Source organism: Paraliomyxa miuraensis (assembly GCF_026337845.1).
In the GTDB taxonomy this organism is placed as follows: domain Bacteria; phylum Myxococcota_A; class Polyangia; order Nannocystales; family Nannocystaceae; genus Paraliomyxa; species Paraliomyxa miuraensis.
In genome coordinates this window covers 182,832-196,221 of record NZ_JAOVZF010000144.1, presented here as the reverse complement: position 1 = coordinate 196,221, position 13,390 = coordinate 182,832, and the positions used below count along the sequence as shown (strand labels likewise).

General features: G+C 69.3%; 10 protein-coding genes. 8 read left to right on the top strand and 2 right to left on the bottom strand.

Annotated elements, in window-relative coordinates:
* Positions 1-18 precede the first annotated feature (18 nt).
* The 8 genes from OEB96_RS11515 to OEB96_RS11480 all read left to right on the top strand — a co-directional run bounded on the left by OEB96_RS11515 (position 19) and on the right by OEB96_RS11480 (position 11,967).
* Positions 19-3,174, top strand: a complete 3,156-nt coding sequence (locus OEB96_RS11515; RefSeq protein WP_266215610.1) for a TonB-dependent receptor — start codon at positions 19-21, stop codon at positions 3,172-3,174.
* A gap of 149 nt (positions 3,175-3,323) precedes the next feature.
* Positions 3,324-4,661, top strand: a complete 1,338-nt coding sequence (locus OEB96_RS11510; RefSeq protein ID WP_266215609.1) for a hypothetical protein — start codon at positions 3,324-3,326, stop codon at positions 4,659-4,661.
* A gap of 137 nt (positions 4,662-4,798) precedes the next feature.
* Positions 4,799-5,398, top strand: coding sequence for a hypothetical protein (locus tag OEB96_RS11505; protein ID WP_266215608.1), 600 nt, complete (start codon positions 4,799-4,801; stop codon positions 5,396-5,398).
* 96 nt (positions 5,399-5,494) lie between these two features.
* Entirely contained in the window at positions 5,495-6,055 is a 561-nt protein-coding gene (locus tag OEB96_RS11500; protein WP_266215607.1) for a hypothetical protein, read from the top strand.
* A 33-nt stretch (positions 6,056-6,088) separates the two neighbouring features.
* A complete protein-coding gene (gene hrpB, locus OEB96_RS11495; protein WP_266215606.1) occupies positions 6,089-8,653 on the top strand; it encodes an ATP-dependent helicase HrpB in 2,565 nt (854 codons plus the stop codon).
* A 192-nt stretch (positions 8,654-8,845) separates the two neighbouring features.
* Positions 8,846-9,331, top strand: a complete 486-nt coding sequence (locus tag OEB96_RS11490) for a hypothetical protein (RefSeq protein ID WP_266215605.1) — start codon at positions 8,846-8,848, stop codon at positions 9,329-9,331.
* A 672-nt stretch (positions 9,332-10,003) separates the two neighbouring features.
* Positions 10,004-11,056 carry an ATP-binding protein gene (locus tag OEB96_RS11485; RefSeq protein ID WP_266215604.1) on the top strand — a complete coding sequence of 351 codons (1,053 nt, stop codon included), beginning with the start codon at positions 10,004-10,006 and terminating at the stop codon, positions 11,054-11,056.
* Entirely contained in the window at positions 11,053-11,967 is a 915-nt protein-coding gene (locus OEB96_RS11480; protein WP_266215603.1) for a response regulator, read from the top strand. The genes OEB96_RS11485 and OEB96_RS11480 overlap by 4 nt, the downstream gene beginning before the upstream one ends.
* An 11-nt stretch (positions 11,968-11,978) precedes the next feature.
* Here OEB96_RS11480 and OEB96_RS11475 read toward each other — a convergent pair whose 3' ends face one another.
* Both OEB96_RS11475 and OEB96_RS11470 read right to left on the bottom strand, forming a co-directional pair.
* Positions 11,979-12,518, bottom strand: coding sequence for a hypothetical protein (locus tag OEB96_RS11475; protein WP_266215602.1), 540 nt, complete (start codon positions 12,516-12,518; stop codon positions 11,979-11,981).
* Between the two features lie 111 nt (positions 12,519-12,629).
* Positions 12,630-13,349 (bottom strand): DsbA family oxidoreductase, encoded by a 720-nt coding sequence (locus OEB96_RS11470; RefSeq protein ID WP_266215601.1) that lies wholly within the window; start codon positions 13,347-13,349, stop codon positions 12,630-12,632.
* Positions 13,350-13,390 lie beyond the last annotated feature (41 nt).

Sequence of the window (13,390 nt, the reverse complement as noted above, 5' to 3'; positions counted from 1 at the left end):
CCGCCCGAAAGGAGAGCCATGAACGTGCGACGCTGCGGGACCACGCAGGCGCTGGTGGTGCTGGGTGTACTCGGGGGCAGCGCGCGAGCGCATGCGGAGGAGCTCGCCCCGCCCGAGGACGACGGCTTCGTCGTCGAGGACGACAGCGCCGCCGAGCCTCCGCCGGGGGACGATGGGTTTGCGGTCGAGGAGGAGCCGATCGACGAGGATGGCGGCGAGGTGATCATGCCCTCGACCGCGCCGGTCGACGACGGTCCGGTCGCGGACGTGCCCGAGGACGACGGCGACTGGAGCTTCGAGGTCGAGGACATCTCGGAGGACTCGGGCGCACTCGAGGAGGAGATCAAGGCGTCCACCGTCGAGGCGACCAAGGGCCCGGTGGGCACCGTGACGGGCAAGGTGCGCGACTCGGTGAGCGGCGATCCGGTGATCGCGGCCACGGTGGAGGTGGTGGGCGGCAAGTACAAGACCAAGACCGACCAAGACGGCGAGTTCTCGCTGCGGCTGCCGCCGGGGGTGTACGAGCTGCGCCTGCGCAGCGACAGCTCGCAGCCGCTGCGGATCTCCAACGTGGAGGTTCGCCAGGGCGGCACGGTGGAGCTGAACCGCGACCTCAAGCCGCTCGAGGGCGCGGGGCAGGTGGTCGAGGTCGAGGCCGAGATGAACCGCGAGAGCGAGGGGGCGCGGCTGCTCCAGCGCAAGGAGTCGCTCTCGGCCCGCGACCTGATGAGCCGCGACGAGATCGCCAAGTCGGGCGGCGGCTCGACCAGCTCGGTGGCGCGGCGCATCGTGGGATGCACGCTCGTGGAGCGGCGCTACCTGTTCTGCCGCGGCCTGGGGCACCGCTACGGCAACACCCTGTTCGACGGGGCGCGCGTGCCGAGCCCCGAGCCCGAGCTGCGCACGGTGCCGCTCGACATCTTCCCGTCGGGGGCGCTGTCGGCCATCAACATCCAAAAGACGTTCACCCCCGACGTGCCGGGCGACTTCGCGGGCGCCTCGGTACAGCTCGAGAGCCGCGAGGTGCCCGACGACTTCATCCTGGAGGTGGGGGCGGAGATCGGGGCCAACACGGCGACGACCGGGCGGCAGATGGTCACGAGCGCGGGGTTCGCCGGAGCCGACGCGTTCGGGTTCGGCAACTACCCGCGGGGGATCCCCGAGGTGCTGCCCACCAACCTGCCGATCGGCCCCACGGTGCTCGACCCCGACACGCTCAGCACCGCGTGGACACCCGAGCAGACCGAGGCCTTCGGCGAGTCGCTGCTGTCGGACACGCGCGTGCGCAGCGGGGCCAAGGCTCCCCCCAACTTCGGCTTCAACGCCACCACCGGCTGGGGGCGCGAGTATGGCAAGGACGGCAAGATCGGGTTCTTGGCCTCGGCGCGCTACAAGGCCAAGCACGAGACGCTGCGCGAGCAGGTGCGCGTGTTCGGCCTGGACGGCGGCGAGCTCGACCTGGACACGCCGCGCACCGACTATGGCGAAGGGAGCATCGATACCACCTACAACGTGGCGTGGTCGGGCGTGGGCCTGGTCAAGTGGAAGGCCAACAAGAACCACCGACTCGAGCTGCTGGGCTTCTACTCGCGTGACACCGACGATCAGACGCGCCTCTACCAGGGGGATGCACGCAACGTGGCCCAGGGCGCCGCGCTGGTCACCAACACCCGCCTGCGCTATGTGATGCGCTCGATCCTGCTGACGCGCCTCGGAGGCAAGCACACGTTCCCCGGGGCCAAGGGTCTGCAGTTCGACTGGTTCGGCTCCTATGCCATGGCGCGCCGCGATGACCCCTCGATGCGGGACATGGTGTTCACCACCAACGACGCGGGGCTGACCGCGCTGAACATCACCAACGGCGGCGGCAAGCAGCTGTTCCTCGATCTCACCGACGACACCGAGAGCGGCGCTGCCAACTTCACGCTGCCGTTCAAGCAGTGGGGTCAGCTCGACTCCAAGTTCAAGACCGGCGTGTGGGTCGAGGGCAAGCAGCGCGAGTTCTTCGCCCGGCGCTTCGCGGTGGGCCAGACCAGCGGCTCGATGGTGCCCCCGGGCACGGGCGACGTGCTCGGGCCGGAGAACATCGGAGGCAACGCCCCGATGGATCCCGCGCCGTTCTTCTACCGGGAGACCACCCGCGCGCTCGACAACTACGACGCCGAGCAGGAGATCTACGCGACCTACGCGATGATGGACCTGCCGATCGTGCGGTGGTTCAAGCTCGCGGGCGGCGCCCGCTTCGAGGCCAGCTTCATCGACGTGCAGCCGTTCGACTACTTCGGTCAGAACGACGTGTCGGCCGAGGCCGCATCGCTCGACGAGTACGACGTGCTGCCCTCGGCGTCGCTCATCTTCTCGCCCAACGACGAGATGAACATCCGCCTGGTGGGCGCGCGAACCCTGGCCCGGCCCGAGTTCCGCGAGCTCGCGCCGTTCGAGTTCGAAGACTTCGTGGGCGGCACCGCGATCGTGGGCAACCGCGGTCTGGTGTCCACCGACATCTGGAACGCCGATCTTCGCTGGGAGTGGTTCCCCAGCGCGTCCGAGGTGGTGGCGGTGTCGTTGTTCTACAAGTACTTCGACGAGCCGATCGAGAAGATCGCCAGCGCCCGCGCCGGCAGCCGGCTGGCATCGTTCCGCAACGCCACCTGGGCGCAGAACGTGGGCTTCGAGCTCGAAGCCCGCAAGAACCTCGAGTTCCTGGGCAAGGCGCTCGAGAACTTCTCGCTGGGCGGGAACTTCGCCTACGTGTTCTCGCGAGTGCGGCTGGGGGAACAGTGCGATCCGTCCGATCCCACGTGCGACATCTCGGTGCCCGACGCCTCGACCTCCCGCGAGCGCCCGCTGCAGGGTCAGTCGCCGTTCGTCGTCAACGCCTTCCTCGACTACACCAACAAGAAGAGCGGGACCAACGGACGGCTGCTCTACAACGCGTTCGGGCGCCGCATCGACGAGGTCGGTGCCCTCGGCCTGCCCGACATCTACGAGGAGTCGATCCACACCTTCGACCTCGTGATCGGACAGGAGATCGGCAAGAACTTCTCGCTCTCGTTCACGATCGAGGACATCCTCAACTACCCCCGCCGCTTCACTCAGGGCGCGGACAGAGCCGTAACCTACCTCGCATGGCCGGGCACCACGTTCGTGCTGGGCCTGTCCTACAAGATCTGACGGCCGTGCTCTACGTGAACGTGACGTGACGACTCGCTTCCGTGACGAAGATTTGCGCTGGTTGAAATGCATCTGTCACATGGGGAAGCAATAACGCTCCGCGCAGGCCCCCGGACCACCGGCGTGGTCTCACGAGGAGCAGATCCAGGATGAAGAGGTTCATTGGCTTCGCCGCTTCGCTAGCGCTTCCCCTTACCCTCGCCGGGTGCCCGGGCGACGACACGTCCAGCTCGGGGACGGAGTCGAACACCTCCGGTCCCACCGGAGGCGAGACGGACTCCGCGGACGGCACCGCGACGGGCGCAGAGGGCTGTGTCGGCATCGACGGCCCGCGCAGCGAGGTCGCCACCGCGATCGACGGTGACACCACGCTCGGCTGCGACCGGGTGCACGTGCTCACGGGGATCACGCTGGTCAACAGCGGCACGCTGACCATCGAGCCGGGCACGTGGATCGTGGGCGGCGCGGGCTCGGCCCTCGCGATCACCCCCGCGGCGCGGATCGATGCGCAGGGCACCGCGGACGCGCCGATCGTGATGACCTCGATCCAGGTCGCCGACGGCGGCTCCCCGGCGCGGGGCGACTGGGGTGGCCTGGCGCTGCTCGGGCTGGCCGAGGCCAACATCGGAATGGGACCCGCCGAGGGCTTCGCCGAGGATCCGCCGATCTACGGCGGCAGCGACAACGGCCACGACTGCGGCACCCTGAGCTACGTGCGGGTGGAGTGGGCCGGCAACGAGATCTCCCCGGGCAACGAGCTCAACGGCATCACGTTCTTCGCCTGCGGCACCGCGACCAGCGTCGACCACGTGCAGGTCCACATGGGCCTCGACGACGGCATCGAGATGTTCGGTGGCACCTTCGACGCGAACAACATCATCGTCACGGGCGCGGCCGACGACAGCATCGACAGCGACGAGGGCTTCCGGGGCACCCTGCAGGACGTGTTCATCCACCAGGACCCCACCACGGGCGACAACTGCCTCGAGTGGTCGAACCAGGGCACCGATTTCACGGCGCCGCCGCTGACCAATCCCACCATCAGCAACCTGACCTGTGTGGGCTCGGGGTCGGGGGGTACCGACAGCAAGGGCGCCACGCTCAAGGAGGGCGTGCAGGCCACCATCCGCAACTCGCTGTTCGTCAACGCGACCAACGCCGCGATCGTGCTGGCCAACCTGGCCACGCAGGCGCAGGCCGAGGCGGGCGCGATCTCCTTCCCCGGCACGCACTTCTGCGGCACCAGCACCTTCGAGGTGGATGCGGGCGACGACATGGCGACCTGGGACTCCGCGGGACTCGAGATGTGGCTGACCGAGACCGCGGGCGCCACCATCGGCACCGACTGCATGCTGCCCGACGCGACGTTCGGCTCGCCCAACATCCAGCCCGCCGCCGAGATCGCCGGCGAGGGTGGCTACGCGGGTGCGGTGGATCCGGCCGGTGACAACTGGACGCTCGACGGCTGGATCAACTACGGGACCTGAGGCAGCTGCTTCGAGCTCGCCGAGGAAGCCGGGCATGGGGAAGACCCCGCCCGGCTTCCGCCAATTCACGAGAACGACCCGCGAAAGTGGCTGGCTCGATCTTGGTCCGCGCTCGACGTTGGTCTATGGAATCGCTCGTGACGATCCCCCCCGGACGACTCGGCCTGCTCTTGGCGGGCACGCTGCTGGTCGGCGCTTGCGGCCGCGAGAGCACGCCCGTGCCGCAGAGCGACGGCAAGATCCCCGAGGCCACGCCGCCGATGGCCATCACGTCCCCACCCACCGCCCCTTCCGCCGACATCGGTGACGCGCCGCTGACCCACGCCAAGCCCTCGTTGTCGGCACTGGGTCAGGCGATCGTCGATGCCCTCGACGCCAACGACGAGGCGGCCCTGCTCGCGCTCACGGTCCCCAAGGAGGAGTACGAGCGGCTGTTTCCGGCGCTGGTGAGCCACCCCAACATGCTGCGGCTCGGCCCCACCTTCGCGTGGCAGAACCAGGAGGCCGAGAATCGCGGCGACCGAGCCACTGCGCTGCGACGTCACGGCGGCAAGGGCTACGCGTTCACGAGCCTCGAGCCCACGGCCCGCGAGGAGCGCAGCGGCCTGGTCGTGTACCGCAAGCCGCGGCTCACCGTGACCGATGCGCAGGGCGCCACGCACGAGCTGCGGATCCTGGGCGCGGTGATCGAGCACCCGGCGAGCCAGACCTTCTCGATCCTCGCGTTCGTCGACTGAAGCTCGGCCAAAGCACCGGTGGACCCACCCTGCGACCCACCGGGGGCGACCTCTTTCGTGCACCGTCCGGGCTTGTTCTACTTGGTGGACTCGGCCATGACCACGATCCCTCCTCGCGTTGCGCTGCCGCTGACGCTGCTGCTTGCGGGGTGCCCCGACGCCAGCCCCGGTTCGGCTGGCGATACCCCTCCTCGAGGGCAGGCAGGTGACCAGACCGCGGCCAAGGGCGCCACGCAACCCCACGGCCGCCCCTCGCTGCCGCAGCTCGGCGAGGCGATCGTGGCCGCGCTCGACGCCAACGACGCTCGCGCCCTGACCGCCCTGATCATGCCCAGGGCGGAGTACGAGGAGCAGTTCTCCGAGATCGAGACCGAGCCCGGCGTGCTGGACCAGGGGCCCTCGGAGGGCTGGGCGATGCACGACCGGATCAACCGCCAGGCCATGGTCACCATGCTGCGCGACCACGGCGGCAAGGGCTACGCGTTCGTGCGCATGGAGTCCTCCGGGAGCGAGACCCGGCAGGACTGGGTGATCCACCGCCGACCCCGGCTGATCGTGGCGGACGCCGCGGGCAAGGAGCGGCTGCTGCCGCTCGTGGGCGTGGTGCTCGAGCACTCCGAGAGCCACACCTTCTCCGTGCTGAGCTTCCTGCCCTGAAGCGCCTCGTTTGCCTGCTAGGCTCCGTCGCCAGTGCCCGCCGCGCTGCCCATCGACGCCCTGCTGCCCGAGGTGGAGGCCCGGCTGCGACGGGGCCCCAACCTGGTGCTCCAGGCCGATCCCGGCGCCGGCAAGACCACGCGCGTGCCGCCGTTCTTGCTCGAGCGCTTCAGCGACGACTGGGGCCTTCGCGAAGGCATGCAGATCGTGGTGGCCCAGCCCCGGCGCCTGGCCGTCCGGATGGCGGCCCAGCGGGTCGCCAGCGAGCTTCGCGAGCCCGTGGGGCAGCGCGTGGGCTATCAGGTCCGGTTCGAGTCGAAGGTGAGCGATGCCACCCGCATCCGCTTCGTCACCGAGGGTCTGTTGGTCCGGTGGCTGCGGGACGAGCCCACCCTGCCGAGGGTGGCCGCGGTGGTGCTCGACGAGCTGCACGAGCGCCACGTGGACACCGATCTCGCGCTGGCCCTGCTGCGACGCCTGCAGCAGTCCCGGCGCCCGGACCTTCGCCTGCTGGCGATGTCGGCCACGCTCGACCCGGGACCGGTGGCCGCGTTCCTCGATGCACCCGCCCTGTGCTCACCGGGGCGGAGCTTTGCGGTGGAGGTGGAGCATCGCCCGGGCAAGGGCGATCGCCCGCTGGGCGCACAGGTGGCCGAGGCGCTGCGGTATCTGGGCCAGGGTGGAGGCGGAAGCGCTGGCGAGCTCGACGGCAGCGTGCTGGTGTTCCTGCCGGGTGCACGGGAGATCCGCGAGTGCGCCGAGGCCTGCACCGCCCCGGCGCGCGCGCTGGGGCTGCCGATCGTGCCGCTGCACGGCGAGCTGCCGCCGGCCGAGCAGGATCGCGCGGTGGCACCGGGTCGCACGCTGATCCTGGCGACCAACGTGGCCGAGACGTCGATCACCATCGAGGGGATCGCCGCGGTGATCGACAGCGGGCTGGCGCGACGGGCCAGCCACGATCCATGGTCGGGCCTGCCCACACTGACGCTGGCCAAGATCTCGCGCGCCTCGGCCGAGCAGCGCGCGGGTCGAGCCGGGCGCACGCGGGCCGGGCGATGCATCCGGCTCTACCCCCAGCACGAGCTCGAGCGGCGCCCCGCGTTCGACGAGCCCGAGCTCCATCGGCTCGATCTCGCCGGGGCCATGCTCGACCTGCGCGCACACGGACTGCGCAGCGCCGACGAGCTGCGCTGGCTCGACGCGCCTCCGCCCGCGGCCGTCGATGCGGCCGAGAGCCTGCTGCGCCGGCTGGGCGCCGTCACCCGCGACGGCGAGCCCACCGCGGTGGGTCGCGAGATGCTGCGCTACCCCGTGCATCCACGCCTGGCCCGGCTGCTGGTCGAGGCCCGCCGTCGAGGCATCGCCGGGCTCGGCGCAGGCGCGGCGGCGGTGCTGGGCGAGCGACCGCTGCGGCGGGGCTCGTCGGAGCACGAGACGGCCTCCGACGCCGCCGCGGCCGACGTGCTCGCCGACCTCGAGCGGCTCGAGCGAGTACGGCGCGATCCGGGCCAGGTGAGCCGGCTGGGTCTCGATCGTGGCGCGGTGCGACAGGTGGAGCGGGTACGGCGGCAGCTCCTCGATCGCCTCGACCACCGCGCTCCGCCAAGCCGCACTCCCGAGGACGAGCTGTGCATGGCCTTGTTGGTCGCGTTTCCCGATCGCGTGGCCCGGGTCGAGGCGCGTCGCGGACAGCCCGATCGCCTGGTGATGGCGGCCGGTGGTGAAGCCGAGCTGTCGCCCTCGTCGGTCGTCCATGGGGCGACGCTCGTCGTCGCCGTCGCGGCCGAGCAACGCCACGACCCCGGCCGTCGAGCGCCGCGCACCGTGGTTCGAAGCGCCGCCATGATCGAGCCCGAGCAGCTGCTCGAGCTCGACGACGCCCCCCTGGTCGAGGAGACCCTCGTTCGCTTCGACCCCAAGCTCGAGCGCGTGGAGGCCATGCGGCAGACCCGCTACGAGTCGCTGGTGATCGACGCGACCCCGCGGCCCGAGCTGCCCCCGCAGGCCACCGCGGTGCTGCGCGACGCAGCGCTCTCCCGGGGCGCTCGCGCGTTCGTGGGCGACCCCGCCGCGCTCGATGCCTGGCTCGCCCGCGTCGCCTTCGCCGCCACGCACCACCCCGAGCTCGCCCCGCAAGGCGAGGACGACGTGGCCCGGGTGCTCGCGAGCATGTGCGAGGGGCGACGCAGCTTTGCCGAGCTCCGTCGCGCCGATCTGCTCGCGCACCTCGCCGCCGCGCTGTCCCCCGAGCAGAGCGCGGCGCTGCGTCGCATCGCACCCGAGCACGTGACCCTGCCCGGAGGGCGACGCCTGGTGGTGCACTACGAGCGCGATCGTCCGCCATGGGTCGAGTCGTGGCTTCAGGACTTCTTTGGCTCGGGCACCGGACCCGCCGTGGGGCAGAGCGGCACGGTTGCGCTGGTGCTACACCTGCTTGCACCCAACCGTCGCGCGGTGCAGGTCACGACCGACCTCGAGGGCTTTTGGTTGCGACACTACCCGGAGCTGCGCAAGGCCTTGATGCGGCGCTATCCCAAGCACGCGTGGCCCGAAGATCCCCGCACGGCCACCCCACCGCCGCCCCGCGGGCGACGGTGAGCATCGAGCCCTCGCCGATCCCGTGGCGCTCGCGACGACGAGCGCACGAGCGCTCGATTTCATGCGACGGTCGACTGCACGGTTGTCCACGGAACGGGCGACGGGGTGGGGAAACCCCGATCTGCCAGCGCTGCCCCTGGTGCTTCGCATCCGTGCCCTTCCCCATGCTGATAGGGCGGGAGCCCTGTACCAATGTCCCGATTGCCAGCCCTGCGGGGTGGTGAAACGCTGCGCGGCATGGTCCAGACCGAAGTGGCCGCGCGCCTGTGGGAGCAGCTCGAGGGCCTGTCGCGCGGCTTGGACCCCACCCAGCTCTCCATTCCCACCGTGCGCGTGACCCTCGACAGCGGCTCGGTGCTCGAGGTGTTCCGAGCCGAGCCCGTGGAGTCGACGATCGCCGCGTGGCGCGTACGCGGATTCACCGGCCCCGCCGCGATCAAGCACGCCTTCGATCCCGGCCGCACGCCGTCGACCTCCAAGGCCGTGCGGCTGGCGGTGATCCTCGGCACGCGCGACGGCCGTGCGATGGTGACCGAGCGAGTGTCCGACGAGAGCGAGGAAGCCCTGGTCGGCGGGCTGGTGGTGGACGCCGAGCCCAGCACGCGCGCGTTGATCGATCTGTCGGAGGCGATCGCAGCGGCGGTACGAGCGTTGATGGAACCGGCGACGTCGTCGTGAAGCCGCGGTCGACGGAGGGATCTACCGTCGGGACTGGGCGGACTCGTTCAGCCCAGCCATTCTGGGGACATTGGATCTCGACGGCCCGTTTGATGGCGCTGGTGCTGTCGGCTAGGCTGAGCTCCCGTGTCGTTCGTCGAACGAGTCATCGAGCACGTGCGACGCGTGCAGCAGATCGCCCAGGGTGGAGCGCGCGACAAGCGGGTGGTGATCAACCATGGGCGGCACGAGGCTCACGCGCTCGAGCTGCTGCAGCGCCGGAAACCGGGACCTTCCGGTCGGCACTACGATGACTCCGAGCGATGGTTGACGGATCGCCTGGAGTGGTTCGTCGAAGAGCTCCATTGGGTGTTGCTTGCGGGCGCAGCTTCGGAGCTGAACCTCGATGAGCGTGCGGCTCTCGTCGATCTGGGGATCACATTGGCAGCTCGCGCACCACACGACGAGTTTCTGGGACACCCTTGGATCACCCCCTTGCGTCTCGAGTGGCTGACCTTCCGGTCGGTAGAGATACGTTCCCTCAGCACGAGCTGGTGGGACCTCTTCGAGTCCATGACATGGCCACGCATCCCTCGTTACTGCGCAGAGCTTGGTCTGACGGACGAGGAGCAAGGGGCCTGCAGGGTCACCAGTGCTGGCGAGTTGCTGCTACGACTACGAGGACGAGACGCGGTGAAGTGGCTCCTCGCCCTCGAGGTGCAACGGACCGCTGGTCGACGGGACCAATGGCGTGCCAGCACCGAGCTGCTGTCGGAGCTAGTAGCCCAACGCGGACTGGTGCATGGCACCGCACCGCGACACCATGACCAACCCGAGGATACGAGCTGGATCCACCTGGAGAAGCTCTCGGCCATGGGAATCGTCGAAGCCATCGAGGAGGAGGGGTTCGCATCGGAGGGTTGGCAGCTCACGCCGCTAGGCGAAGCGTTGCTAGAGGAGGTAGCGAAGGGACCAGAAGACCCCATCGGCGTGCTCGCCCAGGCGATCCACGAGGACGAGCTCATGGTGGTCGTGGAGTCGAGGGCCAGTGCACCCACTCAGACCAACGAGCACGTTGGAGCGATGCTCCTCCACGCCCGCATGGTCGCTCACGAGGTTCGCAATGCGCTCGGTCCCGTGCAGCATGCATCGCGAGCGCTGAGATCGACGGTACGAGACGACACGGCTCTCACGAACGCCGTCGAGCTCTTGGATGCCATCGATCGAGGCGTCAACCGCCTCCATCGCTTCGTCACCGAGGCGGTACGGCTCGTGCCACCCGAGTCACGGCGCGTCGAACCCTTCTCCGTGCTCGACGCGATCGCCGACGCACGCAAGGAGCTCGGGCCCGATGGCGTCGGCTCGCTCAACGTGGAAACGGTCCCGGCGTCTGCCGATCCCCTCTGCCACGGCAACCGCGGCCACTTCGTCCTGGCGATGCTCAACGTTCTGCGCAACGCACAGCAGGCCAAGGGGCCCGACGTTCGGATCGCCATTCGCGTCGACGCCCGCAACTCCTCCCAGGTCTTGCTCACCATCGACGACGACGGCCCTGGAGTCCCCGACGCGGTGCGCGAGCACATCTTCGAGAACGGTGTCTCCTACCGTCAGGACGGCACCGGACACGGACTGGCCTCTCTCCGCGCCGTCGTGGAGGACATCGGAGGCAAGGTTCGCTGCACGACCAGCGAGCTGGGGGGCGCGAGGTTCGAGATCATGCTACCAGCGGCAGAGGATTCCCCATGAAGAGGCCAGGCCGAGTGCTCGTCGTCGACGACGAGCCGTTCTACCGCACGATGCTCGCCGAGGAGCTGGCGAAGGATGGGTGGAGCGTGGAGGCGGTCGAGACGCGAACGGCAGCTCTCGACGCCCTCGCACGCGAGCCGTGGTCGGTCGTCCTCGTGGACCAGAAGCTTCGAGGACCCAAGGGACCCGACTCGGGGCTCGAGCTCATCGCGGAGGTCCGACGCGCACAGCCGGAGGCTCGATCGATCGTGGTCACGGCCTACGCGAGCCCGAATGCAGTAGAGCGTGCCTATCGCGACGGCGCCTATGATTTCGTCGAGAAGACCGAGAGCTTCACGGCACTCTTGCGCATCAAGGTTCGCAACGCGATGGAGAGCATTCGCTCGCGCTGGCTCGAGCTCGCTCGCTCGGAGGAGACCTCGCCGACGCTGGCGAGGCTCCTCTCCGACTCCCGGACCGAGCACCATGCCGCACGCAAGGGCCGTCTGCTCGAGGATCTGCTCGAGCTGTTGCTCTCCACGGTGCCGGGCTTCGTGGTCGTAGCCCGTGAGAATGGAACCGACGAGGAATTCGACCTCGTCGTACGCAACGAGTCCTCGGATCCCTTCTGGTCCAAGGAGAGCCCGTACATCCTCGTCGAATGCAAGAACTGGAGCTCCAGGGTCGGACCCGACGAGCTCGATCGCTTCACGAACAAGCTCGGCCGTCGCTACGACCGCGCGAAGCTGGGCTTGTTCGTGGCGGCCAATGGATTCACCCAGGGGTTCGAGACCACCCGACGGACCGGGCGCACGAACAACGTCCTCGTGGTACCCGTCGGCGCTCCCGACCTCGATGAGCTCGTGGCGGCCCCCAACGTCGGAGAGACGCTCAAGGCCCTACACCAGCGCGCCACCGTGGGCACCGACTGAGCACCCCAGTCTCAGCCCGAGACACGGTGGACGAGCGAAGCCTCGCGCCCGCATGCATCGAGTACGTCCACGCGGAGCTCACCGCGCCCCGAGGGATCGTCCTCGAGCAGCAGCACGACGCTGGGCAGGCGCACGTCGTCGTCGTCGCCCTCCTCTTCGAGCTGTTCCTCGCCCGCGTAGAGCAGGCGCTCTCCTAGGGTGACCTCGTCGGAGCAGTCGGTACGCGCACATTCGATGGCATCCATGGTGAGCTGGATCTGCTCGTGGGCCGGGTCGAGCCCCTCCACCTCCATGGTGAGATCGAAGTGGATCCCTCCCTGCGCCCCGTGGTGGATCACCGGCCAGCGATCGTCGCCAAGCGGCTCCATGGTGTCGGTCTCCAGCACCGTCAGGATCAAGGGCTCGTCCGCGTCGCAGTCGTCGACGATCTCGAATGCCTCGCCCTGCTCGCACGCGAGCACATCGTCATCACACGAGTAGTCGTACGAGCAGCCCGCGACGAGCCATGTCGAAGCCAGGATCGACCCGGCCCAACCGCGAAGACACAGCACCGACTCAGCATACGCCCGAAGCCGCGAAGCGTAGCGTCCCGAATCGACCCTCACGACACGCGAGCGACTGGCACGAGCACCCGAGGCTCGAGGTTGGTCCGGATTTGGGCCTCATGCGGTTGGGACTGCGCACCCATCGGGCCCGCAGGCCTCTGCATCATCGAGCGGCCGCGTTGCATCCTCTTCGGCTTGCACGCGCATCATCACCTGCAGCAGGACCTCGGTCGGCTGCGCCCCGGACACGGCATGGTGCTCGCCGATCACGAAGAACGGCACCCCGGTGACCTCGAGCCCACGAGCCACCGCCTGCTCCTCACGCACGGCTCGCTCGTAGTCGGAGCTGGCCAGCATCGCCTGGGCGAGCTCGGCCGGCAGCCCCACCTCGGCCGCGAGCTCCACCAGCACCTCGTGATCGGAGACCAGCCGCCCTTCGTACATGTAGGCCTGGAACAGCCGCTCCTTCAGCGCCCCCTGCACCTCGTGCCCCGAGTGCTCTGCCGCCCAGACCAGCAATCGATGCGCGTCGAAGGTGCTGCCCGGCTGCACGCGATCGAAGCGGAACTCGAGCCCGGCCTCGGCGCCTTTTTGCGTCGTGCGATCGATCATCGCCTGCGCCTGGGCCCGCGATGCTCCGTACTTGCGAGCCAGTCGCTCCACCAGGCCGACCCCGGGCTCGGGCTTGCGCGGAGCGCTGGGATCGAGTTCGAACGCCCGCCACACCACCTCCACCGGATGCCCGAAGTGCTCGATGGCCGCCTCGAGGTTCCGCTTGCCCAGCCAGCACCAAGGGCACGCGACGTCGGACCAGATCTCCACGCGCAGCGCATTCACGAGACCAAGCGTAGACGCTTCGCTCGCCCCTGGGAACCGGG

What these genes read in the sequence shown, in the direction of transcription:
- OEB96_RS11515 (WP_266215610.1), top strand. Translation starts at nt 19, where the DNA reads ATGAACGTGCGACGCTGCGGGACCACGCAGGCGCTGGTGGTGCTGGGT.
- OEB96_RS11510 (WP_266215609.1), top strand. Translation starts at nt 3,324, where the DNA reads ATGAAGAGGTTCATTGGCTTCGCCGCTTCGCTAGCGCTTCCCCTTACC.
- OEB96_RS11500 (WP_266215607.1), top strand. Translation starts at nt 5,495, where the DNA reads ATGACCACGATCCCTCCTCGCGTTGCGCTGCCGCTGACGCTGCTGCTT.
- OEB96_RS11490 (WP_266215605.1), top strand. Translation starts at nt 8,846, where the DNA reads ATGTCCCGATTGCCAGCCCTGCGGGGTGGTGAAACGCTGCGCGGCATG.
- OEB96_RS11480 (WP_266215603.1), top strand. Translation starts at nt 11,053, where the DNA reads ATGAAGAGGCCAGGCCGAGTGCTCGTCGTCGACGACGAGCCGTTCTAC.